Annotated in this window: 21 protein-coding genes; 17 read left to right on the top strand and 4 right to left on the bottom strand. The window is 65.3% G+C overall.

Annotated elements, in window-relative coordinates; translation table 11 throughout:
* Positions 1–2: 2 nt before the first annotated feature.
* Both LNV23_RS06835 and LNV23_RS06830 read left to right on the top strand, forming a co-directional pair.
* Entirely contained in the window at positions 3–1,655 is a 1,653-nt protein-coding gene (locus LNV23_RS06835) for a GMC family oxidoreductase (RefSeq protein ID WP_263562292.1), read from the top strand.
* A 58-nt stretch (positions 1,656–1,713) separates the two neighbouring features.
* Positions 1,714–2,196 (top strand): low molecular weight protein-tyrosine-phosphatase, encoded by a 483-nt coding sequence (locus tag LNV23_RS06830; RefSeq protein ID WP_263562291.1) that lies wholly within the window; start codon positions 1,714–1,716, stop codon positions 2,194–2,196.
* A gap of 168 nt (positions 2,197–2,364) precedes the next feature.
* On the opposite strand, the gene LNV23_RS06825 is transcribed toward LNV23_RS06830, so the two are convergent.
* Positions 2,365–3,114 (bottom strand): SDR family oxidoreductase, encoded by a 750-nt coding sequence (locus LNV23_RS06825; RefSeq protein ID WP_263562290.1) that lies wholly within the window; start codon positions 3,112–3,114, stop codon positions 2,365–2,367.
* Between the two features lie 94 nt (positions 3,115–3,208).
* On the opposite strand from LNV23_RS06825, the gene LNV23_RS06820 reads away from it, so the two are divergent.
* The 8 genes from LNV23_RS06820 (at position 3,209) to LNV23_RS06785 (ending at position 10,799) form a co-directional block, all read left to right on the top strand.
* Positions 3,209–3,787: a TetR/AcrR family transcriptional regulator gene (locus LNV23_RS06820; RefSeq protein WP_263562289.1), complete on the top strand. Its 579-nt coding sequence runs from the start codon at positions 3,209–3,211 to the stop codon at positions 3,785–3,787.
* Positions 3,788–4,330: 543 nt separating this feature from the next.
* Positions 4,331–5,926, top strand: a complete 1,596-nt coding sequence (locus LNV23_RS06815; protein ID WP_263562288.1) for a M28 family peptidase — start codon at positions 4,331–4,333, stop codon at positions 5,924–5,926.
* Between the two features lie 6 nt (positions 5,927–5,932).
* Positions 5,933–6,250: a hypothetical protein gene (locus tag LNV23_RS06810; RefSeq protein WP_263518761.1), complete on the top strand. Its 318-nt coding sequence runs from the start codon at positions 5,933–5,935 to the stop codon at positions 6,248–6,250.
* A 42-nt stretch (positions 6,251–6,292) separates the two neighbouring features.
* Positions 6,293–6,937, top strand: coding sequence for a lysophospholipid acyltransferase family protein (locus LNV23_RS06805; protein ID WP_263562287.1), 645 nt, complete (start codon positions 6,293–6,295; stop codon positions 6,935–6,937).
* Positions 6,937–7,998 (top strand): phosphatidate cytidylyltransferase, encoded by a 1,062-nt coding sequence (locus LNV23_RS06800; RefSeq protein WP_263562638.1) that lies wholly within the window; start codon positions 6,937–6,939, stop codon positions 7,996–7,998. The genes LNV23_RS06805 and LNV23_RS06800 overlap by 1 nt, the downstream gene beginning before the upstream one ends.
* 221 nt (positions 7,999–8,219) lie before the next feature.
* A complete protein-coding gene (locus tag LNV23_RS06795) occupies positions 8,220–9,305 on the top strand; it encodes a D-alanyl-D-alanine carboxypeptidase family protein (protein WP_263562286.1) in 1,086 nt (361 codons plus the stop codon).
* Positions 9,306–9,315: 10 nt separating this feature from the next.
* On the top strand, positions 9,316–10,170 hold the full coding sequence (locus LNV23_RS06790) for a hypothetical protein (RefSeq protein ID WP_263562285.1): 855 nt from the start codon (positions 9,316–9,318) through the stop codon (positions 10,168–10,170).
* Positions 10,171–10,202: 32 nt separating this feature from the next.
* Entirely contained in the window at positions 10,203–10,799 is a 597-nt protein-coding gene (locus tag LNV23_RS06785) for a PEP-CTERM sorting domain-containing protein (protein ID WP_263562284.1), read from the top strand.
* Between the two features lie 176 nt (positions 10,800–10,975).
* Here LNV23_RS06785 and LNV23_RS06780 read toward each other — a convergent pair whose 3' ends face one another.
* On the bottom strand, positions 10,976–12,562 hold the full coding sequence (locus tag LNV23_RS06780) for a methyl-accepting chemotaxis protein (protein WP_263562283.1): 1,587 nt from the start codon (positions 12,560–12,562) through the stop codon (positions 10,976–10,978).
* A 513-nt stretch (positions 12,563–13,075) separates the two neighbouring features.
* On the opposite strand from LNV23_RS06780, the gene ruvC reads away from it, so the two are divergent.
* Positions 13,076–13,624, top strand: a complete 549-nt coding sequence (gene ruvC / locus LNV23_RS06775; protein WP_263518770.1) for a crossover junction endodeoxyribonuclease RuvC — start codon at positions 13,076–13,078, stop codon at positions 13,622–13,624.
* A 117-nt stretch (positions 13,625–13,741) separates the two neighbouring features.
* Positions 13,742–14,356 (top strand): LysE family translocator, encoded by a 615-nt coding sequence (locus LNV23_RS06770; RefSeq protein WP_263562282.1) that lies wholly within the window; start codon positions 13,742–13,744, stop codon positions 14,354–14,356.
* On the opposite strand, the gene LNV23_RS06765 is transcribed toward LNV23_RS06770, so the two are convergent.
* Positions 14,346–14,858 (bottom strand): PEP-CTERM sorting domain-containing protein, encoded by a 513-nt coding sequence (locus LNV23_RS06765; protein ID WP_263562281.1) that lies wholly within the window; start codon positions 14,856–14,858, stop codon positions 14,346–14,348. The two genes, LNV23_RS06770 and LNV23_RS06765, sit on opposite strands and share 11 nt — an antisense overlap.
* 62 nt (positions 14,859–14,920) lie before the next feature.
* A complete protein-coding gene (locus tag LNV23_RS06755; protein ID WP_318023210.1) occupies positions 14,921–17,959 on the bottom strand; it encodes an ExeM/NucH family extracellular endonuclease in 3,039 nt (1,012 codons plus the stop codon).
* Between the two features lie 372 nt (positions 17,960–18,331).
* Between LNV23_RS06755 and LNV23_RS06750 the strand changes: the two genes are divergently transcribed.
* From LNV23_RS06750 to LNV23_RS06730, 5 genes are all read left to right on the top strand, one after another.
* Positions 18,332–20,119, top strand: coding sequence for an ABC transporter transmembrane domain-containing protein (locus LNV23_RS06750; protein ID WP_263562280.1), 1,788 nt, complete (start codon positions 18,332–18,334; stop codon positions 20,117–20,119).
* A 100-nt stretch (positions 20,120–20,219) separates the two neighbouring features.
* Complete coding sequence (locus tag LNV23_RS06745) at positions 20,220–21,929, top strand: ABC transporter ATP-binding protein (RefSeq protein WP_263562637.1); 1,710 nt, start codon at positions 20,220–20,222, stop codon at positions 21,927–21,929.
* 298 nt (positions 21,930–22,227) lie between these two features.
* Positions 22,228–22,572: a hypothetical protein gene (locus LNV23_RS06740; RefSeq protein WP_263521146.1), complete on the top strand. Its 345-nt coding sequence runs from the start codon at positions 22,228–22,230 to the stop codon at positions 22,570–22,572.
* 113 nt (positions 22,573–22,685) lie between these two features.
* Positions 22,686–23,039, top strand: coding sequence for a hypothetical protein (locus LNV23_RS06735; RefSeq protein ID WP_263562279.1), 354 nt, complete (start codon positions 22,686–22,688; stop codon positions 23,037–23,039).
* 110 nt (positions 23,040–23,149) lie between these two features.
* Positions 23,150–23,602, top strand: coding sequence for a hypothetical protein (locus tag LNV23_RS06730; RefSeq protein ID WP_263562278.1), 453 nt, complete (start codon positions 23,150–23,152; stop codon positions 23,600–23,602).
* Positions 23,603–24,866: the final 1,264 nt, after the last annotated feature.

Below are 24,866 nucleotides of genomic sequence, written 5' to 3'. Positions count from 1 at the left end.
ACATGAGCAGCACGATTGCAAGCATTCCCGACCCCATTGCCGAGGGACTCGCGCGTGGCTGGAAGGTGCTGGGCGGCCCGCACGGCGCTTTGCCCGCCAGCCTGGATTGCGATGTGGCCATCGTCGGCAGCGGTGCCGGCGCCGGCATCACAGCCGAGATGCTGGCGCGCGCCGGCCTCAAGGTCTTGATCATCGAAGAAGGTCCGCTCAAGTCCAGCCGCGACTTCCGCCAGCGCGAATCCGACGCCTACACCCAGCTCTACCAAGAGGGCGGCGGCCGCAAAACAGCCGACCAAGCCATCCCCGTGCTACAAGGCCGCTGCGTTGGCGGCAGCACCACGGTCAACTGGGCCGGCTCCTTCCGCACCCCGGCTGAAACCCTGGCCTTCTGGGGCGAGCGCTTCGGCCTGAGCACGCTGAGTTTCGACGCCATGACGCCCTGGTTCGCGCAGGTGGAGAAGCGCCTGAACATCTCGCCCTGGCTGGCCGAGCCGAACGCCAACAACCAGGTGCTGCGCCGTGGCCTGGAGAAGATCGGCATCCCCGCGCCCACGATCAATCGCAATGTCAAAGGCTGCTGGAACCTCGGCTCCTGCGGCCTGGGCTGCCCGACCAATGCCAAACAGTCCATGCTGGTGACCACCATCCCGGCCGCCCTGGACCTGGGCGCCACCTTGCTGGTGCAGACCCGGGCCGAGCGCTTTGAGCTGCAAACCAAGCTGGGCAACAGCGACGAGCGCGAGGCTGAGGCCCTGATCTGCCAGCCCATCCAGACCGACGGCAGCCCGGCCGGCGCGCCGCTGCGCGTGCGCGCCAAGCATTTCGTCGTGGCCGGCGGCGCCATCAACTCGCCCGCCCTGCTGCTGCGCTCGGACGCCCCCGACCCCTTCAATCTGCTCGGCCGGCGCACCTTTTTGCACCCCACCGTGGCCAGCAGCAGCGTCATGCCCGAGGCGGTGAACGGCTGGGCCGGCGCGCCCCTGGCGCTCTACTCCGACCATTTCCTCAGCACCCAGCCCATGGACGGCGTGATCGGCTACAAGCTCGAAACTGCGCCGGTGCACCCGGGCCTGATCCTGACCAATCTGGGCGGCATCGGCAGCGCGCTGGCCGAGCGAGCCCGCGCCCTGCCGCAAACCGCCGTACTGATCGGCCTGCTGCGCGATGGTTTCCACCCCGACTCCGTCGGCGGCAGCGTCAAGCTGCGCCGTGACGGCAGCCCGGCCCTGGACTACCCGGTCAATAGCTATCTGCTGGAAGGCGCCCGCCGCGCCCACCTGACCATGGCTGAGGTGCAGTTCGCCGCCGGCGCCAAGAGCGTGCACCCGGTTCATGAGCTGGCGCAAGACTACCGCAGCTGGGCCGAGGCCAAGGCGGCCATCCAGGCCCTGCCCTACAAACCCTACATCACCGGCTTTGCCAGTGCCCATGTGATGGGCGGTTGCGGCATGGCGGCCGATGCCGCGCGCGGCGTGGTGCGGCCCGACGGCCAGCACTGGCAGCTGCGCAATGTCTCGGTGCACGACGGATCGACCTTCCCGACCAGCATCGGCGCCAACCCGCAGATGACGGTCTACAGCCAGGCGGCGCGCATGACGGCGGGGCTGGCCCAGCGCCTGAACGGGCGCGAAGCGCGGCTGCTGGCTGAAGGCTAAGAAGAAGGCAGGGAACAGCGCGGCACAATGCCGGCTGCCCCACCTGCAGCGCCTTGCCATGAGCCGTGACCCGATCCGCGTTTTGTTTGTCTGCATGGGCAATATCTGCCGCAGCCCCAGTGCCGAAGCCGTGTTCCGTGAGCAACTGCGCGCCCATGGCCTGACGCAGCGCTGCGAGGTGGACTCCGCCGGTACTCACGGTTATCACGTGGGCGAGCCGCCCGACCCGCGCTCGCAAGCCCATGCGCGGCAACGAGGCATCGACATGTCGGCCCTGCGCGCCCGCCAGGTGCAAGCCAAGGACTTCGCGCACTTCGACCTGCTGCTGGCCATGGACGCCGACAACCTCGCCCTGCTACGCCAGCGCTGCCCAGCCGACCAGCCGCAAAGCAAGCTGCGCCTGCTGACCGACTTCCGCCAGCGCCAATCAGCCCAGGCCGTGCCCGATCCGTATTACGGCGGCCCCGAGGGCTTCGAGCAGGTGCTCGACATCGTCGAGGACGCTTGCGAGGGCCTGCGGCAGCATCTGTTTCCAGCCTGAGTTCTACAGACGCAACAGGCGCAAGGCATCGTCATGTAGCCCAACAGCGCCTGGGTGCTCACGGCCATGGTCTCGGACAAGCGGCCCAGGCCCTCTGTTGAGATTCACAGCAAACCGATCTCTCACAGCTACCGCCTCTGACGAGGGTGTCAGTTCAGCGCCCTCGCTTCATGCCGCCATCATCTGAGAGACATGGGCTTCCAGCGATTTGGGCTCGCCGCGCCACAGGCGTCCAAACTCCTTGGCAATCGGGTCGGGGAAGATCTCTTCCACGCCCGCCTCGATCTCTTCCACCATGGCTTGCGCGGCTGCCGTCGGCATGGCTTTCTCAAACGGCACTTGCTCGGCCATGCGAGTGTCGACAGGGCCGGGATAGATGCCGAACACCTGGGTCCCTTGGGCCGCCAGCACCAGGCGCGCCGCTTGCGTTACCGAATGCGTGGCTGATTTGGAAGCGCTGTAGGCCATGAATGGAGGGAAGCTCACCAGCGAGGCCACCGAGCCCACATTGGCGATCGCGCCCCCACCGTTGCGCCCCAGGATGGGGGAAAAGGCCTGCATCATGTGCAAGGTGCCGAAGTAGTTCACATCCATCTCGGCACGACCGGCGCTCAGCCAAGTCGGGTCGGCAAAGTCCTGACCCATGTGCGCAGCAAGGCCCGCGTTGTTGATCAAGAGGGTCACATCTTGCGCATGCCCGGTGGCGGACAGGATGTCGCTGGCTTTCGTCACATCAAGCTGCAAGGGCACGAGCTTGTCGCCATGCCGGGTCTGCAAGGCCGCCAGATCGGCCAACTGCCTTGCGCCGGCATACACCTTGAGCGCACCTTTGGCGAACAAAGCATCGACCAAAGCCTCGCCAATGCCACGATTGGCACCTGTCACCAGGGCCACTGCCCCTTCAATTTGGAATCCCATGTCTTCAGTCCTCGCTTGAATTCACTCAATAAAACAGACCGGTCTGTCTGTTTATGTTTTTGACTTTAGACAGACTTGTCTGTATTGTCAACACATGGTTTCAAGAAAAGCTTCTGACAAAGACGCCCTGAGCGTGCGAGAGCGCCTGATCGACAGTGCAGATCGCCTCTTCTACCAAGAGGGTTTTCGGGCCGTCGGCATCGACCGCGTCCTGGCCGAGGCCGGCGCTGCCAAGGCTTCGCTGTATGCGCATTTCGGCAGCAAAGACGAGTTGATGGCTGCCTGCATTGAACGCCGAGCCTTGGACGCGCGGGCGCAAATCCAGGCCTATGTGGAGAACGTGGAAGTGGGGCAACGGCCTTTGCGGCTGTTCGACTTTCTGGTGGACTGGGTCAGCCAGACATCATTTCGTGGCTGCCCTGTGCAGCATCTGGTGGCGGAATACCCAGAAGCCGGCCACCCTGCGCGGCGGTCTGCACTCTCGCAGCGCCAGTGGTTGCATGAGCAACTGGCGACCTGGTGCGCGGCAGCACCGGTTCAAAACCCGGAGCAAACCGCACGGGCCTTGGTGGTGTTGTTCGACGGCGCCCTCACCGCTGCGGAGCAAGATGGCCCAGAGCGGGCCAAAGATGCTCGCTGGGCGGCAGCGCAATTGCTCGGCGCGAATCGCTGACATCGCGCCCAGCGCCCTTCTGATTCAAACGCAGGCGGCGCGCCTTTCGGTCGGGCCTGATTCGCCTTCACGATGGACCGCAAGCAGCCGCCGCAGCAGCAATGGACGAGGTCGTCAATGCTGGCACCCGCGATCAGCGCGCCGCCCGCCAGCCTGTGGCAGGGCCCGGCCATCACATGCAATGCGAAGCCGGGGATGCACGGGCTCGGCTCGCCGATGCGGGGCGACTTGGAAGTCAAGTCAGCGCCCTGCCCTTGGGCTTGCACCGCAACGCAGCTGCCGGGTGAACGACTGCGAGCCGCAGAGCTCGCGGCGAACGGGTGCGGTGTTTGTGCTGCCCGCACGAAGGCCAAGCGCCCCCGCCGAGCGCTGGCCGCTGAGGCCCTTGACCTTGCCGGGGGATAACCCGCAAGAAGTGGCCGTGGCCTAGCCGCTCTAATGCTGGCTTGTCCCCCTAGCGGCCATCTTGCTCGGATCATGCACTCAATTTTTCGATCACTTCCCCTGGCTCTCGCCCTGGCTTCCTGCGTGGGCGCTGCTTGGATGCCCAGCCAGGTTCAGGCCCAGGCCGCAGCGCCGAATCCACACGCCCTAAACCCTGAGGTGGACGAGGCTGCCCTGCGCGCCCACCTGGCCCTGCTGTCCTCCGAGCTGTTCGAAGGCCGGGGCACCGGCCAGCGCGGCGGCGAGCTGACCGTGGCATACCTGGAGACGCAGGCGAAAGTGCTGGGCCTGCAGCCGGCTGCGCCGGGCGGCAGCTACCGCCAGGCGGTGCGCCTGCTGGGCACGCGCACGCTGCAAGCGCAGAGTGAGCTGCGCATCGAGGGCAGCAAGGCAGCGGCGCCCGTGCTGAAGTTCGGCACCGACTGGGTCTACGGTAGCGGCAATGGGCAGCCGCTCAATGCGATTGCCGACGAACTGGTCTTCGCCGGCTACGGCATCAGCGCGCCCGAAGAACGCTGGGACGATTTCAAGGGCCAGGACCTGCGCGGCAAGGTGCTGATCGTGCTGGCCAACGACCCTTATCCCACCGAGGCCGAACCCGGCCGCTTTGCCGGCAAGGCGATGACGATTTACGGCCGCCGCGGCTACAAATACGAAGAAGCCCTGCGCCGCGGCGCCAAGGGCGTGCTGGTGCTGCACACCGAGGCCTCGACCCTGAGCAGCTGGAGCGTGGTCAGCCAGGGCGCTTTCAGCGAGCAGTTCCAGCTCGACGGCGCCAGCCCGGGCCTGCCACTGCAAGGCTGGATCAGCGAGCCAGCCGCCCAGCAGCTGTTCCAGGCCGCCGGACTGGACCTGGACGCGCTGCGCGCCCAGGCCGAGACCCGCGAGTTCCAGCCCGTGCCCCTGGGCCTGCGCCTGCGCGGCGAGCTGCATGCCGCCGTGCGGCGCCTGGAGCAGTTCAATGTGGCCGGCCTGGTGCCGGGCAGCGACCCCAAGCTCAAGGACGAACTCGTCATCTACACCGCCCACTGGGACCATCTGGGCACCATCACGAACGAGCGCGGCGAAACGCAGATCTTCAACGGCGCGGTGGACAACGCCTCGGGCACGGCCGCCCTGCTGGCGATGGCGCAGGCTGCCGTGCGCCAGCCGGCGCGGCGCAGCCAGATGTTCCTCTGGGTGGCGGCCGAAGAGCAGGGCCTGCTAGGCAGCGCTTGGTACACCCAGCAGCCGCTCTGGCCCCTGGCGCGCACGGCGGCCAGCCTCAACCTCGACACCCTCAACTTCGTGGGCCGCACGCGCGACATCGGTGCCCATGGCGCCGAGCGCAGCGATCTGGGCGCGCTGGCGGCCCAGGTGGCCGGGCAAATGGGCTTGAGCATCGCGCCGCCGCGCGTCGATGTCGGCGGCTATTACTTCCGCAGCGACCATTTCAGCTTCGCCAAGGCCGGCGTGCCGGCGTTTTCGGTCAGCAGCGGCGGCCAGTACCTCGATGAATCGCCGGCCGTGGCCGAGAAGCGCCGCGCCTACGGCAAGCGCTACCACCAGCCCAGCGACCAGTACGACCCGAGCTGGGACCTCGCCGGCATGCGCGAACAGGCGCAGTACACCTTGCGTCTGGGCCGCGCGGTCGCCGACGCGGAGGCCCTGCCGGCCTGGCGCGCGGGCGACCCCTTTGGCGCGGTGAAGCGCTGAAGTGCCATGAATCAGGCAAACCGTCTGAGCCTCCTGCAGGGCCTGCTGCTGGCACTGTTCGTGATGCTGAGCCTGCTGATGTTTGGCGGTGCACTGTTGACCTGGCGATTGCGCTGTGAAGGCTTTGGCTGCATGGGCATCGGCATCGTCTGGATGGCCTGGGCTGTGTTGGTGGCTGTTTGCCTGGTGCTGGGTCTATCCTTGCAGGCCTCTCTGAAGACGCGTTTGCCCGCTGGCGCACAACGCCTGCTGCGCCTGACACTCTGGTCGCAAGGCGGGCTGACTGCAGGGCTGCTGATCTACTGGATGCTGCGCGGCCACTGAAGCGCCACCCGGGCGAGGCCGGCCAGCGGCTACCATCTCGGGATGTCTCTTGCTTCCACGGCCGGTCTGGCCCTGTCTTCGCTGGCGCGCTTGATCACCGGCGCCCAAGGTCACTGGAAAGGTTGCCCGCCCATGGCGGAGCAGCGCATCTATTTCGCCAACCACCAAAGCCATTTCGATTGGGTGCTGATCTGGGCCGCGCTGCCGCGCGAGCTGCGCGCCCAGACCCGCCCGATTGCCGCCCGCGACTACTGGACCAGCAGCCCGCTCAAAGCCTGGCTGACCCGCGCGGTGTTCAACGCCATCTACGTCTCGCGCACCCGCAGCTCGCCCGATGAAGACCCGTTGGAGCCCCTGATCGAGGCCTTGCGCAACGGTGACTCCCTGGTGATCTTTCCCGAGGGTACGCGCTCCAACAAGGGCGAGCCGCAGGCCTTCAAGGCCGGGCTCTACCACCTGGCCGAACAGTTCCCCGAGGTGCGCCTGATCCCGACCTGGATCGACAACGTCCAGCGTGTCATGCCCAAGGGCGAGATCGTGCCGGTGCCGATTCTCTGCACGGTCACCTTTGGCGCGCCGATCCAGCTCAAGGCCGACGAGGACAAGCGCGCCTTCCTGGAGCGTGCGCGCGCGGCCGTGCTGGCCTGCCGCCCGGGCTGCGGCGAAGGGGGCGGGGCCGCATCATGATGAATCCGATTCAATGGCTCAAGTCCCTGGACAGCAGCGGCCAGGTCGCTCTGCTCTTCATCATTTTGTTCGGCGCCCTGATGCTGCTCAGCCTGGCCAGCTTTGTGCTGCAGCTGCGTGCCCGCCACCGCGGCCTCAGCCAGGACGATGACCGGCCGGGCGAGTCGGACAGCCACCTCGACTCCACCCTCTGGGGCGATGCACCTCTGACCTTGGCACCGCGCCGCCGCGGCCTGCGCCATGAACTCGGTTTCCTCTGGGGCGGCGCCTGCCTGTTCTGGGCGGCCTGGATCTCAGGCCCGCTGGGCGCCACCTTGTTGTTCGGCGTGCTGTCTTTCCTGGCCCTGCGCGAGTTCATCACCCTGATGCACACCCGCCGCGCCGACCACCGCAGCCTGATCCTGGCCTTCTTTGTCATCCTGCCCGTGCAGTACGTGCTGACCGGCGGGAGGCATTTCGACCTGTTCTCGGTGCTGATCCCCGTCTACGCCTTTCTGGCGATTCCGGTGGTCAGCGCACTGGCCGACGACCCGGCCCGCTTCCTCGAACGTAATGCCAAGATCCAGTGGGGCATCATGGTCTGCGTCTACGGCCTTTCGCATGCGCCAGCTCTGCTGCTGCTGGACTTCCCCGGCTACCGGGGCCGCGGCGCCTTCCTGCTGTTCTTTCTGGTGATGGTGGTCAGTTGCGGCCAGCTGGCCCAGCTGGTGGCCAGCCGGCGCCTGCGCCGCCGCCCGGTGGCGCGGCGCATCAGCCGCAGTTTCTCAATGCGCGCTTGGTGGATCGGCACCCTGAGCGCCGCCCTGGTCGGCGCCCTGCTCTACTGGATCACGCCCTTCAAGGTCGGCCAGGCCCTGGTCATGGCCTTCATCGCCGCCGGTGCCGGCAGCTTCGGCACCTTGGTCATGAAAGCACTGAAGCGCGACGCCGGCGTGCGCTACTGGGGCAACCGAAGCTCCATCACCGGCGCGGTCGGCCTGCTCGACCGCATCGCCGTGCTGTGCTTCGCCGCGCCGGTGTTTTTCCATTCGGTGCGCTGGTATTTCAAGCTGTCCTTGTGAATTTCCGCTGAAACGGGCGTGAGCACTTGCGAGCATGGCCGTTACAAGAACGTACACTTTCGGAGTTAGGGGGGCATGGTTTTTTTCGTGCGGCGCGGGCTAGCATCGCGTCCACTCTGTTCCACCCGCCGTCGGAGCGTTCGTCACAGCGAGCGCGTCTGGCGCCTTCGGTGCTGGTACTGGGTCTGCTTGTCAACGCCATCCAGCGAGAGGGAGAAGGCATGAATTGCAAGTCCCCGAGTGTGCCGCAGGGCCCTAAGCCCACCCGCACGACCCCGATTTCCCGCACACGCTGGCCCCTGCTGGCCCTGAGATATCTGCCCCTGGCCCTGTGCCTGCCCGGGCAACTGGCCCAGGCCCAGCTGCCTCCGGCACGGCCGGCCGTCATCGCCGGCACCCAGGACAGCGGCAACGGCTACATCAGCAGTTCGACGGCTGCCAACGGCCTCAGTGCCCTGATCAGCCGCTGGGACACGCCCTACCCGGGCGGTCCCAACGGCCCGCAGGCACCTGGCCTGGAACCCAGTGGCCGCCGCGTCTTCAGCATCGACGTCGACGTCAACGATGGCGGTCTGGCCGCCTTCGGTTACGCCATTTCCACCTATGACGCCGGCATTTACGACTGGTATGACATTCATGTCGAGACGCCGACGGGCAACGTGCCCATCGTCTCCCGCCTCGGACAGCCGGGTTCGACCTATGGCGTGCTGTTTGAAAGCCCGGTGGTCACCCGCTCCATCAATCTGAACCCCTGGCGCAATCAGCGGGTGCGCTTCGTCTTCGCCGTGACCAACGACGGCTGGGGCGACCAGACCCAGGGCCGCTTGATCGGCTTCACGCTGAGCACTTGTACGGTGCCACCGCTGACCCCGCTGACCGACGCGACAGCGATTTCATTCGAGGGCGGTGCCTCTCTGGATACCGCCAATTTGACACAGCGCATGCGCACGGCGCTCAGCTGCGTGCAAACCGCTGCAGCGGCAGCGGGTGGCACGGTGACCGTGGCATCGGCCTACCGTCCGCCCCAATACCAGCAGCATTTGCGTGAGGTCTGGGACAAGTGGGATCTGTTGCGCGATATGCGTGAGCCAGAATGCGCCGACTTGCGCACCCAGGTTCAGGCGGAGTTTCAACGTCACGGCCTCTTGCTGACCCAGCGACCGGCTGCCTCCAGCCAACATACGCAGGGGGAAGCGATCGACATGCGGTCCAGCCTGACGGCAGCGCAGTTCGCAACCGCCACCACCGGTTGCCTGCTGAATCGACCCTTGCCGGCCACCGATCCGGTCCACTATGTTCACCAATAAGGAGCGCACCATGACCCCCATCAGGAACTTGTTCCTGCGCTTCGTGGCTCCGCTGGTCTCCTTGCTGCTGGTGCTTCCTGCGCCGGCCCAAGCCCAGCAGGAAAACGGCATTTCCGTGAGCGCCACGGCACTGACGCTGAACGGGCGCACCACCTATCAGTACAAGCTGAGCAACCAGGGCAGTCAGCGCGTGGTGGCCCTGGCCATCGGCAATGACTACCGTTACGGCGTGCCAGAGCTGACACGCTACCCCGACGGCTGGACCATCGAAGCCGGCATCATGCCGGGTACGGTGCTGTCGCCGGCCGCGTGGACGCCGATGGTGCTGACCACCGAAGAGAGTCCGGCCGTGGAACTGCGCTGGCGCAATGACGGCAGTGCCGATGTCATGCCCGGCCAGAGCTTGACGGGCTTCGCCGTCGTGCTGGCCGGTGCCAGCTCGCAGTACCTGAGCGCACACTGGACGGCCATCCTGGCCAATGGCGGCGTGGCCTACGGCGTACTGATGCAGTCCGGCCCGCCGCGCGTCAACCTGAGCTTGGCCAGCCTCACACCGGTCTCGCCGGGCCGTTTCCTGGCCCGCCTGGATGTGAGCAACAACGGCGCCTCCGTGGCCCAGGACGTGCGCATCAACCAAGTCACAGCGCGCTCGCTGGCCGGCGCCGGCACGGTCACCGTCAGCGGCACCAGCCTGCCGATCACCGTGGGCAACTTGGCGCCGGGCGCCAAGAGCACCGTCGAAGTCCAGCTGGCCTTGCCGGCTTCGGTCAAGCGTATTTCCCTGACTCAGCAGGGGCAGCTGAAAGACGGCAGCGGCACGAGCCTGAATTTCTCGGGTTCTGTTTCTGCCTACACCAAGCAATGAGCACCCGCCACGATTCACGGAGGATGGCAAGCATGAACGCATCGACAGGAACGGCCGCAACGGGCCAGAACTCGCGCCGCAATCCGGGCCTGAGCGGGCGCTTGGCAAAAGGCCTGCTGGGCTTGGGCCTTGCACTCGCCGCCAGCGGCGCAGCCCTGGCCGATCCTTTGATCAGCTTCCTCGCCACGCCGGCCCATGTCGGCGGCGTGGCCGGAAGCACCGTGGGTTGGGGTTACCAGATCACCAACAACAGCAGCGACTACTTTGTCGCCAGCGCCTTGAATGCGGACAGTTTTCAATGGGGCTCGCCCTTGTCCCTGTTCGATTTCCCGGTGCTGGCGCCAGGCGCCACGGTCTCACAAAACTTCAGCGCCAACCTCGCCGGCCTGTTCCAGCTGAGCTGGGATGCTCTAGCGCCTGAAGGCAGCAGCAACAGCGGTCTGTTCGTACTTTCCGGAGACTTCTTTTCCGGCGACCCCTTGGCCGGCGGCCAGTTCATTGCCGCAGCACCCGACGCCGTGGCCAGCTACAGCGCCACCCTGCAGCCCGGCGGCCAGATCCCGGAGCCCGGCGCCTTGCTGCTGTCTTTGACGGCCTTGGGCTTGCTGTGGGCGGCGCGTCGAAAGTAAGCCCGATCGCCTGCTTCCGGATCGCAGCCAAGCACGCTGCGGCCCAAACGCCGCGGTGGCGATTCGAGCTGACGCCGTGAGACGGGCTCAGACAGCCTGGTCGCACCAGATCCAGGACGGCATCGTCTGAGAGCAAACACTTCAATCAGGCATCCGCTGTCGGACTTCGATGCCGCTCAGGCCCTGGCACTCGGCGCCTGCAAGCGGAAATAGGCCACCGTCTCATTCAGGCGCTGCGCCTGTTCGCGCAAGCCATGTGCCGCCGCCGAGGACTCCTCGACCAGGGCGGCATTCTTCTGGGTGTGCGCATCCAGTTCGCCAATGGCCTGGTTGATTTCGCCGATACCGCGGCTCTGGTGGCTCGAGCGGTCGCCCATGCCCTGGATCAGCTGGCTGACGCCCGCGATCTGCTGCGACAAGCCTTCCATCGAGGCCCCGGCGGCCTGCACCTGGCCATAGCCATCGGCCACTTTTTCCCCACTGGCGGCGATCAGACCATTGATCTCGCGCGCCGCCAGCGTGGCCCGCTGCGCCAGGCTGCGCACCTCGGAGGCCACGACAGCAAAACCGCGCCCCTGCTCGCCCGCGCGCGCCGCCTCGACGGCCGCATTCAAGGCCAGGATATTGGTCTGAAAGGCAATGCCGTCGATGACCGAGGTGATCTCGCCAATGCGCTGGCTGGCCTGAGCGATGCCCTGCATGGTGCTGACCACCTGCTCCACCACGGCCGCGCTGCGGTCGGCCGTGTCTGAGACACCCCGGGCCAGGGCACCGGCTTCGTTGACCACCTTGACCGAGTCCTGCACCGCCTCGGTCATCTTGGCCATGGTGGCCGCCGTCTGCTGCACATTGGCAGACTGACTCTCGGTGCGCTCGCTCAGGTCCTGATTGCCCATGGCGATCTGCGCGGCCGCCGAGGCCACCGAACTGGAGGCGCAGGCGATCTCGCCAATGACCTCGCGCAAGCGAGTCTGCATGGCCGCCATCGCGCCGATCACACTGCTCTGAGCAGCAGGCACGCCGCCCGCTGCCCGGAGTTGAATTCGCTGTGACAGATCCCCCGAGGCGATCTGCCCCGCCACCTGGGCAGCCAGCTCCGGCTCTCCGCCGAGGGTGCGCGTCAACCAACGCACCACGGACTGCGCCACCAAGGCGCCCACCAGCACGGCCGCCACCATCAAGCCAATCTGCATCTGCACGGTCTGGCGGTAGCTGGCCTGAGCCGCCAGGTACTCCTGCTCCGCCACCTGCTGCTGCAACTCGACCAAGGCCTCGATCCGGCTGGAAATCGGGTCAATGGCCGGATACATCTGCTGTGCCGTAAAGGTTTGCAGTTCGGGCAGGGCCTGGCGCTCGAACAGCTGACGCAACGCCAGCAAGGGCGCCTCGGCGGCACGCATGGCGGACTCGACTTCCTGGGCCAGCGCCAGCTCGCTGGCGTCCATCTGGGTGGCGCGATAGGCCGCCCACTCACGGTTGACCGTGTCCCGGGCGGCCTGCAGGTCCTGCGCGGCTTGCTTCATGTCGCGGCCGCTGTGGGCCGCCTTGTGAGCGCCGTCCACCACCTGAACCGCATAGGCATCGGCCACACGCTTGAGCTGCTTCAAAGGCAACACCCGGTCTTCATACACCGTTCGCATGCCTTGCTCCAGCGCACCGAGGCGTTGCAGGCCCAGGGCCATGGCCAGCAAAGTGAAGGCCGTCAACACGGCCGCGAAGACACGCATGCGCGCACGCATGCCAAAGCCAACTGTTCTGCTCATTTTTTCTTCTCCCTGAAGAAAGCTCTGTCAAAACTCCTGGCCCAGCTTCATGGGGCGGGCTCAGGGCATGGCCAGCATTCTTCTCAGGCGCGCATCGCGAGGCCAGTCGATAAGCTGGGATTTCAAGGCCCAGTTCCCTCTGAATGGGCCGTTATGGCGAAACCCTCATATGCATTGAGGAGACGCAGCGGAGATGAAATATCCGAGTGTGACCGTTGGGTGTCAGTCCTGAGCCAAACAGCTCATCGCAGGACACGTCGCCACAGCTGCGACACTTGCGATACGAGAATGCTCGCCATCAACTCCGGCTTGCAGGCCACCGGTTGAGAGCCCATCCCCACACGAACCATTCCTGAGACTCTTTTCTCCATGCGCATCCTTGGCATTGATCCTGGCTCGCAGACCACGGGGTTTAGCCTCGGCACGGCGCTGGCGCGCCTTCACATTCGCTGTGCGAATGTGAGCCTGCGCAGAACCCCTCCCCACGCGAGCCAATCCTGAGGACTTTTCACCATGCGCATCCTGGGCATTGATCCTGGCTTGCAGACCACGGGGTTTGGCATCATCGATGCCGACGGCCCGCGGCTGAGCTATATCGCCAGTGGCACCATCAAGACCAATGCGGTGGCCACCGGCGACCTGCCGGCGCGGCTCAAGATCATTTTTGACGGCGTGCGCGAGGTCTGCACGCGCTACCAGCCGCAATGTGCGGCGGTGGAGATCGTGTTCGTCAATGTCAACCCGCAGTCCACCCTGCTGCTGGGCCAGGCGCGCGGCGCGGCGATCACGGGCCTGGTGGCCGGCGACCTGCCGGTGGCCGAGTACACCGCCCTGCAAATGAAGAAGGCCATCGTCGGCAACGGCCATGCCAAGAAAGAGCAGGTGCAGCACATGGTGCAGCGCCTGCTGAACCTGCCCGGCGAGCCCGGCAAGGACGCAGCCGACGCCCTGGGCCTGGCCATCATGCATGCCCACGCCAGCGTCAGCTTCGCGGCCATGAGCCGCAGCACCACGCTGCAGCGGCGCCAGCACGCGCAGTTCAAGGGGAGCAGGACGTATTGATGGAAGACCTTGGTGAACGAGTGATTGGGTGAATGGGTGAAGAAGCCGCCCCCACCTGTTCACCCGTTCACCCGTTCACCTACCATCACCTCTCCGCCCCCAGCGAAAGCCCCACCCATGTTCGGCATTGCAGACTACGGCGCTTTTGTCGCCGCCATCCTGGTGTTTCTGTTGATCCCCGGGCCGGGCAATCTGGCCCTGATCACATCGACCAGCAAGGGCGGCTTGCGCGGCGGCATCGCCGCTTCCGCCGGTATCGTCGCCGGCGACCAGGTGCTGCTCTGGCTGGCGGTGGCCGGTGTGGCGGCCTTGCTGGCGGCCTACCCGACCGCGTTTGCCGCTGTGCAATGGCTGGGCGCCGGCTATCTGGCCTGGCTGGGCCTGAAGATGCTTCGCGCCAAGCCGGGCGCGGCGCCGATCCTGAACATCCGGCCGCGCCAGTATTTCCAGCAGGCGTTTTTCATCACCTTGCTCAACCCCAAGGCCATCGTCTTCTACATGGCCTTCTTCCCGCTGTTCGTGGACCCGGCGCAGAAGCCGGGCCTTCACACCTTCGCGGCCATGGCCGCCACCATCGCCGTGCTGGGCTTCAGCTATGGCGTGGTGGCCAGCCTGCTGACCCACCACCTGGCCGCGCGCATGCGTGCCAACCCCAGCATCGCCCGCTGGCTGGAAAAGCTGGCAGGGCTGATGCTGCTGGGCTTCGGGCTGCGATTGGCGCTCAGCCGCTGAAACCCACGCGGCGGCGGCTCAGGCCAGCCAGCACGGCCAGGCCGGCCAGGCCCAAGGCCCAGCTGGCCGGCTCGGGCACGGCGCTGACGGTCAAGTCGCCCAGGCTGTCCAGGCCGCTCGCGTTGTAGGTGAAGCCACTGCTGCCGAAAAAGGACTGCAGCTGCAGCGTGGCACCCGGCGTCGCAAAGCCTGTGAAGCCGGCGTTCGGGCCCAGCAACTGGCCGCCCTCAAACTGGGCATAGGCGTCAATGGCCGCGGGCAATTGCAAGGTCTGTCCCAGGAAGCTCAGGCTCAAGCCGGTCAGGGCCACGGTGCCGTCCGGGCCAGCCAGGGCGGCGGCAGCATCGTCAAAACTGAACTGGCCGCTGAGCAGCTGGCCGAGCTGCGGGCCGGAAATGACGGTGCCGCTGAAGTTGTAGGTGGCGGCCTGAGCAGCCAGGGCACCGGTGAGCAAGGCCATGGCGGCTGCGCCGCGGATCAGGGTGTGCGAAAAAAGCTTCATGGTCGGTGTTTCCTAAAAATGGTGGGCAGGTGGCGCGAGGACCAGGCCCTCGCGCCTCAGCATCAGTAGCGGTAGTTGGCGGGGCTCAGCTGCTCGCAGCGCAAGCCTTTGAGCTGCACCAGCGGCCGGCTCTTCTGAAAGCCCGACGTGCCCTTGGCGTCAATGCCGACCAGGGCATTGCTGCTGACATTGGTGCAGACGATGTGCCCTTGGGCAAAAGGATCGGCCAGGTTCAGGCCCAGGCTTTGCAGCAGGGCGCGCACATCGAGCAGGTCGTCGGCGGGGTTGAAATCGGTGATCACGTCGCCGGCATCGCCCATGCTGGTGTAGACGAACTGGTCGCGCCCACCACCGCCGGTCAGGGTGTCGGCGCCGGGGCCGCCTTCGATGATGTCGTCACCGGCCGTGCCCACCAAGGTGTCGCGGCCGGCCGTGCCCTTGATGCTCTTGTACAGGTTCAGGCCCAGGACCATGGGGTCATGGTCGCTGGAGCGGAAGGGATCGGCGCTGTAGTAGCCGGCCGGGTTGAACTCGGTGTTGTAGTCGATGACGGTGGGCTCATCGGCATTGACATGCCAAGAGGTGGCACCGCTCACCTTGGGCACGATGGACGCGCTGCCGAAGCCATGGTCCAAGCGGCCGGCAAAGCCGTCGAAGACGTAGGAATAGTCCTCAGGGTCGATGCGGCCGACCAGGTCGACGATGGCGCCGCCCTGGGTCAGGATCTCGATCGGATCTTCCTTGGCATAGGCATTGAAGTCACCGAGCAGGATCACGTCCTGCGTACCGGCCGCCGCCTGGACCTGGCTGACAAAGACCTTGAGGCGCTGCGCCTGCTGCTGGCGGGTGGCGTTGTAGCAACCTTGCAGATCGCCTTGATCGGCGTCGGTGCCTGAGGCACCGCTGCAGCTCTTGGACTTCAGATGGTTGACCAGCACGGCAAAACGCTCGCCATTGGCGGCGCGGAAGCCTTGCGCCAGGGTCGGACGGTTGTTGACCGGGTCGGTGTCAGACAGCGGCGCGCCCACCGGGCTCAGCTTGGCCGGCTTGTAGATCATGGCCACACGGATGGCGTCGTCGCCGGTGTCGCCTGGCAAAGCCACCGAAGCGTAGGTGCCGGCGCCGAGCACGGCGTTCAGGCCGTCCACCAGGTTCTGCACCGCCACCTGGCCGTTGTTCTGCATCTCCATCAAGCCGACGACATCGGCATTGAGCGTGCTCAGCGAGGCGACGATCTTGGCCTTCTGGCGGGTGAACTCATTGAGGTTGTCGGCGCCGCGGCAGTTGGCGGCCGAGCTGGCGCCGCCCAGGCTGCAGCCCTGGCCGGTTTGGCCCGAGGCGGTCTGGCCGTTGGTGAAGGTGGTGAAGAAGTTCAGCACATTGGCGCTGGCGATGCGCACATTGCCGCCCACGACCGGCGCGGTCTGCGGGCGCGGGTTGCTGCGCTGGAACTGCGGCGTGCCCACCGGCTGCAGGCGGTACATGGAGGCACCGGTGGCATTGCTGGTGGCAGGGCCGAAGTCGATCACGCCAGTCAGCGACTCGAGAGTGTCACCGGCGCGCACCGTGTTGTCCTGGCCCATGAAGGGCACGGGGTTGGGGTTCTGCGCCAGGGTGTTGTCGTCGAGGATGATGGCGCGGGCCAGATTGGCCTGAGCCAGGGCGTTGGCATCCGGGCCGGGGCGCAGGATATTGGTCGGGTTCAGCAGGCGGCCGCCGGCAGCCAGGGTCAGCTGGCCATAGCGGCCCAGGAAGTAGTTCTGCTGCACGGTGATGGGGCCGAGCAAGGTCACCAACATGCCCTCGTAGGCCTCGAGCGCGCCATTGGGCAAGGTGGCCAGGTTGACGGCCGTGGGCTCGATCTGGTGGCCGCTGCTCAGCACCGTCAGGCCGCTGATGTTTTTCAGCTGGGTGATGGTGCCCTGGCCGGCAGTGAACTCGGTGACCACACCGCTGAGCTGCAGCTTCTGGCCCACGGCCACGGTGGGTGCGGTGCTGGTGAAGACGAAGATGCCGTCCGAGGTGGCGGGGTTGCCGTCGCCCAGCGGGTCTTGCAGGTAGAAGCCGGTGGGGCTCAGGTAGGTGACCACGCCGCCGGTGCTGACGGTCTGGTTCAGCAGCGGGCTGCTGGCGCCGCTGCCCTGGATGCTGTAGATCGGCGTGAGGCCGGCCACATTGACCTTGAAGCTGCAAACGGCCGTCTGCGCTTCGTTGTTGGCCCATTGCAGATTGAGGCTGTAGCTGCCGCCGCCGGCCGAGGCATCCACCTCGATCTCGGCCGTGGCCACGCCGCCATCGGCCTGGGCCGGGGTGAAGGCGCCCAGGGTGATGCCGGCGGGCCATGTGCCGGAGATGGCGCGGGCGTTGACGATGCTGTCGGCGTCGCTGGCCGTCACGTTGAAGCGGCTGGTCTGGCCGGCCGTGGCCGAGCTGTCGGGGCAGACCGGCACGATGGGCTGGTCAACCGGCACGCCGCCGCCGCAGACGTTCGCGGGCGTGGCCGAGTTGCGCAACAGCGGACTGCCGATGTCGAAGTCCTGGCTGTTGTTGTTGTCGTCCTTGCAGCCGGCGCTCTTGCGCAGGGCCGAGCTGGTGTTGGAGAGCACCGGCGTGGGCGCGGTCTCGAAACCATTGGCGCCGCCGTAACCGACCAGATCGATATAGCTGCTGGCAGCCGGATTGGCGCCGCTCAGGGCGGTGCTGTTGGCCACCAGGGCGATCTTGCCGGCGCTGGCGCTGAGGTTGAGCGTGCCGGTGCCGTCTTGCGTGCTGATGTCGGCGCCGAGGCTGCCGCCCGTGCCCTGGCGGATCAGCAGGTAGCGGCCTGGCTGCAGCACGGTGTTGCTCAGATTGCTCAGGGCCGAGACGTTCCAACTGCCGGTGCCGGTGGCGCTGGCGTACTGCAGCGAATAGCCGGCCAGATTGACCGGCTGGCTTCCGGCGTTGAAGAGCTCGACATAGTCATGCTTGAAGCTGGGGCTGCCGGTGGTGGCGCCGCCGCCACCGTAGACCTGGCTGATGACCAGACCATTGCTCGACGCCAAGGCCAAGGGGGCGGCGAACGCAGTGGCCAGCAGGCCGACGAGGGTGTTCAGTTTCATGAGGACTCCGACATGAAAAGAAGAAAAGGGAATGGAAGGACGTGGTGGTGAACGACACAGCAGCCCCGGCACCCAAGCCGAGCCGCAAACAAACGTTTGCCAGAGCATGTTTTGAGGATTTCAAGCCCAGCGCAATAGATGCTAGTGCGGATAGATGACAACTTGAGACACCCGAAACACGGGGGCCGCCGGGGCGCGCCAGCCAAGGAACAGGGCCGCGCCAGTCCGCTGACAAGGCCCGACTGGCGAGCCTCCTAGAATCCGCCCCAGCACCGACAGCCGAGCCCGCCCTGCCGGCCTGCCTGCCTGCTGAAACCACGGGCCCTTCCTTCTGATCGCCGCCCGACCTCGCCCCAACCCGTTTTCGACCCCATGACCCTGACCCAGATGCTCGCCGGCTTTGTGCGCCGGCATTGGCCGGCCTATGCCGGTTCGGCCCTGATGCTGGCCGGCATTGCCCTGCTGATCGTCTGGATCCCCCGCCAGGTGGGCCAGGTGGTGGACGGCCTGGTGGCCGGTCGCCTGCAAGGCGCAGCCCTGCTGCAGGAGCTGGCCCTGCTGGTGGGAGCGGGGGTCTGCATCTACCTGCTGCGCGTGGGCTGGCGCCTGGCCTTGTTTGCCGCCGCCTACCGCCTGGGCCAGCAGCTGCGCACCCGGCTCTATGCGCGGCTGAGCCTGCAAGGCCCGGCCTACTTCCAGGCCAAGCGCACCGGCGACCTGATGGCCCTGGCCACCAATGACATCGACGCCGTCGAGATGGCCGCCGGCGAAGCCTTGCTGGCCGCCTTTGACGGCAGCCTCACCCTGCTGCTGGTGCTCTTGATGATGACGGTGGGCGTGGACTGGCGCCTGGGCCTGGCCACCTTGATTCCTTTTCCCTTCATGGCCTTTGCCTTCTGGCGCATCTCCAACCATGTGCACCAGGCCTGGCAGAGCTCGCTGGCCCAGTTTTCGGGCCTGAACCAGCATGTGCAAGAAGGCCTGAGCAGTGTGCGCACCCTGCGCGCCCTGGGCCTGCTGCCGCGCAACACCCGCCAGTTCAGCGAGCTGGCCGCCGGCGCCGGGGAAGCCAGCTTCCAGGCCCAGCGCTGGGAAGCGGCGTTCGAACCCGCCGTGGGCATGACCCTGAGCGCGGCCATGGCCATCGCCCTGGGCCTGGGCGGCTGGCTGGTGGCGCGCCAGGAGCTGAGCATCGGCCAGCTGACCTCCTTCACCATGTACCTGGGCCAGCTGATCTGGCCCATGTTCGCCGCCGGCTGGGTGCTGTCCCTGCTGGAGCGCGGCCGCGCCGCCTGGGACCGCCTGGGCCCGGTGCTGGAAGCGCCGCTGAGCCTGCAGGACGAAGGCCAGGCCGAGCTGCCGCCAGCCGCGACCCTGCGCTTCGAGGGCGTCAGCTTCAGCTACCCCGAGGCTCAGAAGCCGGCCCTGCAGGACATCGCGCTGGAACTGCCGCCCGGCCAGACCCTGGGCCTGGTGGGACCGACCGGATCGGGCAAGTCCACCCTCTTGCGTCTGCTGCTGCGCCAGTTCGAGCCCAGCCAAGGGCAGATCACCTTCGGGGGCCAGGTCTTGCCTGCGCTGCGCCTGGCCGCGCTGCGGCGCGCCCTGGCCTGGGTGCCGCAAGAACCGTTTCTGTTCTCGGCCCGCATCGCCGAGAACATAGCCCTGGCCCGGCCCGAGGCCAGCGCCGCCGAGATCGAAGAAGCCGCCCGCCTGGCCGCCGTGCACGAGGACATCCTGCGCCTGCCGCAGGGCTACGCCACCGAGATCGGCGAGCGCGGTGTGACGCTCTCGGGCGGCCAACGCCAACGGGTGGCGATTGCCCGGGCGTTGCTCCATCTCGGTGTTCCAAGCGCCGGGCCAGCCCATTCAGGCGGCATGGGGGTGTTGCTCCTGGACGATGCGCTCTCGGCCGTGGACACCGGCACCGAAACACAGATCCTCGACCACCTGCGCACCCAGCGCCGCCAACGCCCCGAGCACAGCGCCATCATCGTCAGCCACCGCCTGAGCGCGGTCATGGAGGCCGATCAGATTCTGGTGCTGCGCGGCGGCCGCATCACCGAGCGCGGCAGCCATGCCGAGCTGCTCGCCCTGGGTGGCTGGTATGCCACCCAGTGGCGCTATCAACAACTGGAGGCCAGCCTTGACGCACTCTGACACCGCCGCGGCAGGCAGCGACAGCAAGAACGAAAACAACAGCAGCAACACCGCCGAAGCCCGCAAGCCCGACTCGCCCTGGGCGGCGGTCGGCTTGCTGATGGAAGCAGCCCAACCCGAGCGGCCCCAGCTCTGGCGCGGCCTGGCCTGGCTGATCACGGCCGCCGGGCTGGAAGCGCTGGGCCCCATCCTCGGCAAGCATTACATCGACGCCTATCTGCTACCCGGCCAATTCGACGTACAAGCCATGGCCAGCCTGCTCGCCGCCCTGCTGTTGACCGGCTGGGCCGCCAGCTGGATCCGCTTTGCCCAGCTCAGCCGCATGGCCGGGGTGGCGCGGCGCTCGGTGCAGCGCCTGCGCGAGCGGGTCTACAACCATGTGCTGGCCCTGCCCATGGCCTTCTTCGACCGCGCCATCACCGGCCAGCTGGTCAGCCGCGTCACCAACGACAGCGAGGCGGTCAACACCCTCTACCGCCAGGTGCTGTACGTGATGCTCGACTCCAGCATCGTCGTGCTCGGCTCGCTGATCGCCATGGCCTGGCTGGACTGGCGGCTGATGCTGATCGTGGCCATGCTGGTGCCAGCCATGCTGATCATCATCAGCATCTACCGCCGCCTCAGCGCGCCGGCCGTGGCGCGAGCGCGCGAGCTGCGCAGCGACATCAATGCGCAGATGGCCGAGAGCATGGCCGGCATGGCCATGCTGCAATCGGCCGGCGCTGCGCCGCGCTTCAGCGCCCGCTTCGAGGCCACCAATGCCCAGCACCGGGGCGCCCGCGTACGCGAGCTCAGCGCCAATGCCTGGCTGCTGCGCCCGGCCCTGGACCTGCTCAATGTGCTGCTGCTGGTGACCGTGATCTACGGCTTCGGCCAGCGCGATCTGAGCGGGCTGGAGGTGGGCTTGCTCTACGCCTTCCTGAGCTATATCGCCCGCGTGGTCGAGCCACTGAGCCAGATCACCTTGCAGTTCAGCCAGCTGCAGCAATCGATGATCGCCGCCGCGCGCGTGCGCAGCCTCTTGCAGGAAACCGCACCGGTCAGCAGCAGCCAGCAAGCCAGCCGGTGCATCGAAGCCGGCGAGATCCGCATCGAAAGCCTGGAGTTCAGCTACCAACCTGGCCGCCCGGTGCTGGAGCGCTTGAACCTGCACTTCGAACCCGGCAGCTTTGTCGGCATCGTCGGCCACACGGGCAGCGGCAAGTCCACCCTGCTCTCCCTGCTGCTGCGCTTTTACGCCCCCCAGCAAGGCCGCATCACGATCGACGGCCAGGCCCTGGACAGCGTGCCCGACGAGGCCTTCCGCAAGGCCGTGGGCCTGGTGCCGCAAGAGCCCTATCTGATGGCCGCCAGCGCGCGCGAGAACATCACCATGGGCCGCCCCGACATCAGCGAAGCCCAAATGCGCGAGGCCGCACGAGCGGCCCGCATCGACGACTTCCTGTCCGCCCTGCCCCAGGGTTATGACACCTTGCTCGGCGAAGGCGGAGCCCGCGTTTCCACCGGCCAGAAACAGCTGATCGCCATGGCCCGCGCCCTGGCCGGCGCACCCAAGATTTTGTTCCTCGACGAAGCCACCTCCAATATCGACAGCGCCACCGAACAAATCGTCGGAGAAGCCCTGACGGCGCTGCGCGGCCGCGTCACCGTCGTGGCGATTGCCCACCGCCTCTCCACCATCCGCGAAGCCGACCAGATCGTCGTCCTCAACCACGGCCACCTGGTCGAACGCGGCACGCACGGCGAGCTGATGGCGATCGAGGGCGGGCTGTATCAGAGGCTGGTGCAGTTGCAGGATTTGGGGGAGTGAGGCGGAAAGAAGTGAACAGGTGAACAGGTGAACGGGTGAATGCCGGCGAAATAACGCTGCGATTTGATGGCAACATAGCCACCTACGATCCAGCTGCCGACGCCCGACGAACCGAAAAGGTTGTTTGTAACAAGCGCGGCTTTTGTCGTGAAAATTAATGCTGGATGAAATGCAGACAATCAGCAGGAAAAATCAATTCCGACAAGCACTTACTTGGCCATGCGTGCAACCGGTTATTGCGACGGCAGCCGTGATAAGCGGCGTTTGCCTGCGATATACAACACGTTAGACATCTCAAATGCAGCATCCCCCAAGTTTCGACGACAACCGTCCTCCATTCGACCCGGAATTTGCTCGCGAACTGATTGGCAAGTACGTCTTGGTTGGCGTCACCATTGAAGATCGTCGTGGTGAAACACTGCGCCAGGAGCAATTCCATGGAACAGTGGTTTCGGCAAATGCAGACTCCGGAATCAATCTTGTCCTGCGCGGAACTCGTGAGGGAGAAAGCAAGTCTCTGCCGCCAGCCACGCACGTATTCAGAGCAATTCCTCCAGGGTCATACAACTTGCGAGGCACGGGTGAAACTGTGATCGATCCAGACTTCACGTCACAATGGGTGCTGGTTCAGCCAGATGCCTAACCATTCGTTCGAGCCGACACGCAACGGCTGGTCACTACAGGCCCCCATTTCATTCTGGGCCTTCCGTGCCCAGCCGTCGCTCGCTGCTCAACTTCGACGTTAGAGCGCATCAAATGCATTTCGTCCGCCTCGGTGACTTCCTGGCCGCTTCGATGATCACTGGCCCGAAGCACAACCTATTGCAAATTCGTGTGAGCGCTGGCGTACAGGGCGATCTGACTTGCGAGTGTTTGCCGCCTCAAGGGGAATGCCGCCACGAGCCGTTAGTGGAGGCGGACGTCATTGCTAGCGTCCTTGAAGGCTTAGCTGAAGCCAATTCGCGTCTGGGAACCGCCCATACCATCACACACATGCGGTACGTTCAGAACGACACTAAACCCGAGATCGTCTATGGCTACTTGGCGCTCAAAATCCTTGAGCATTTGCATTCGGGCGGTGTGTTCGCTGAGGGCAAAAATGCGCTCTAACCTGTCGCTCAACCGGACCCGCAACGGCATGCCTCCTACGGGCCTCATTTCATTCTGGCCCTGCGGCTTCCTGCCGTCGCGGGCCGGTTAGCTCGAACGTTAGGCCTTGCATGGAAAATCCATCGATCTCGTGGCGTCCGGAAAAACTGGTGTCAGATCAGGCGTTGGTCGACGCGATGCGTTCTTATGGCGCTGGTAAGGGAAACTTTCGTATTTATGAGAACGGTACTGTCCTTTTCATAAAATCCGAATTTGATACTGATGCAGATGCGCATCGCTGCTTGGAAGAACTGGCATTCAGTCCGGACTTCAAAGTTTTACCAATGAAGAATGGAAACTTCTTTGTAAGTCCGCACTCCATCGGCGCGGTGCTCATTCTTGCGGATGAAATTGGCCGGCAACTTGAGGCACTAAACATCCATAAGAATGGTGCGCTGTATCCCGAAGAACGCTTCTTTCTTGCAGACGAGAATTTGCCTATCGGCCTTGTGGGGCGAGCCAAACTTTGTCGCGACTCACTCGAAAGGAATCTTGTCTATCACCACGAGGCCGTTTCTCAGTAGATTAGCGTGAAACCAAAGCATTCTGTATTACAGCGGTGTTCGCGTGTGCTTCAAGGCCTAACCTGTCGCTCAACCGGACCCACAACGGCATGCCACCTACGGGCCTCATTTCATTCTGGCCCTTCGGCGTCCTGCCGTCGTGGGCCGGTTAGCTTCAACGTTAGGCCTCAGCCATGCATCACTACCTTGAGTTCATCCAAGAATGGGCAGGAATCGGCTTTGCGTTCCCGCTTCTATACGTGTTCGCTATCTTTGGCCCATTTGCACTGTTGTTCATCGGAAGCTCAAAGCGGGAAGTCCTCAAAAACCTCGGTATCTTCATCGCAGCGTGCACCTTTTTCGCTTACTTCTTCCTCTGCTTGGGAACCGGCATTTATTTCGGTAAGTTCCATGGCCTAGGCGGCTGGGGCATACCACTCGGGTTCTTAATTTTTTGCAGTAGTGTCTTCATCTATGTGTTCGTTGAAGCTCTGGCTAGAAAGATTCGCACAAATGTCCACTCATAGTGTTGCGGCGGCGAAAGCTCTTCACATCTGCCTACGTTGTGGTGCGGAAAATCCGAGGCCTAACCCCTCATTCAACGGGACGCCTGGCGGCGCCCGTTAATTCGAACGCTATGCAGCAGGCTAAGAATTCTTCGACGAGCCGTTCTGGGTTGCGCGTTCGCGGCAATCACGCGGCGCTACGGGCCGAGGTGTTCTCGCATTCGGGCTCGGCGCAATCAGCCCCCGCTTTCGGTCGTCGTGATCTTGCCGGGTCAAGCCAAACTGGCCGTCCGCTTTCTTCGGTTCGCCGCCTGCCGCATGGTGAGGAGGCAGCCTGTCGCCTCAGCCGCCTGCGGCGTGGGTACCGCTTCGGTATGCTCTCGGCCACTTCCACCGCAGTGCCTCCGAAGGTGGCTCTGCATAGCCGGTCGTTGCAGCGGACCGCCTGCGGCGTCCGCTGACCTGTACGTTAGGCCGCAGAAAATGGAGCTTGCGCTCGTTCTAGTAACAGTTCTCGGGTGCCTGGCCATTGCGCTGTACGCTACTTGGCTATTTGCGCATCGCCTTTGTCGCGACGAGAGCCCGTCCAAGTCTTTCGCGCAGTGGCTAAAGCATCTATTCGAGGCTGTATGGGGGTTGTGATGGTGATCCGGGAAGGAGTTTCAATCGTCTACTGCCGCAGAGCGGCGCATGCAATGCAGGTTACGCGGGGCGTTGCAGTTCAGCGGCCTAACCGGGCTACAAGGACTTCCCACCGTTTCAAGCTCCAATAGCAAGAC

Source organism: Kinneretia sp. DJ1R-11, assembly GCF_025717595.1.
Classification (GTDB): Bacteria; Pseudomonadota; Gammaproteobacteria; order Burkholderiales; family Burkholderiaceae_C; genus Paucibacter_A.
Note: the sequence above shows the minus strand (reverse complement) of the source record. Positions and strands in the feature narration are given on the sequence as shown.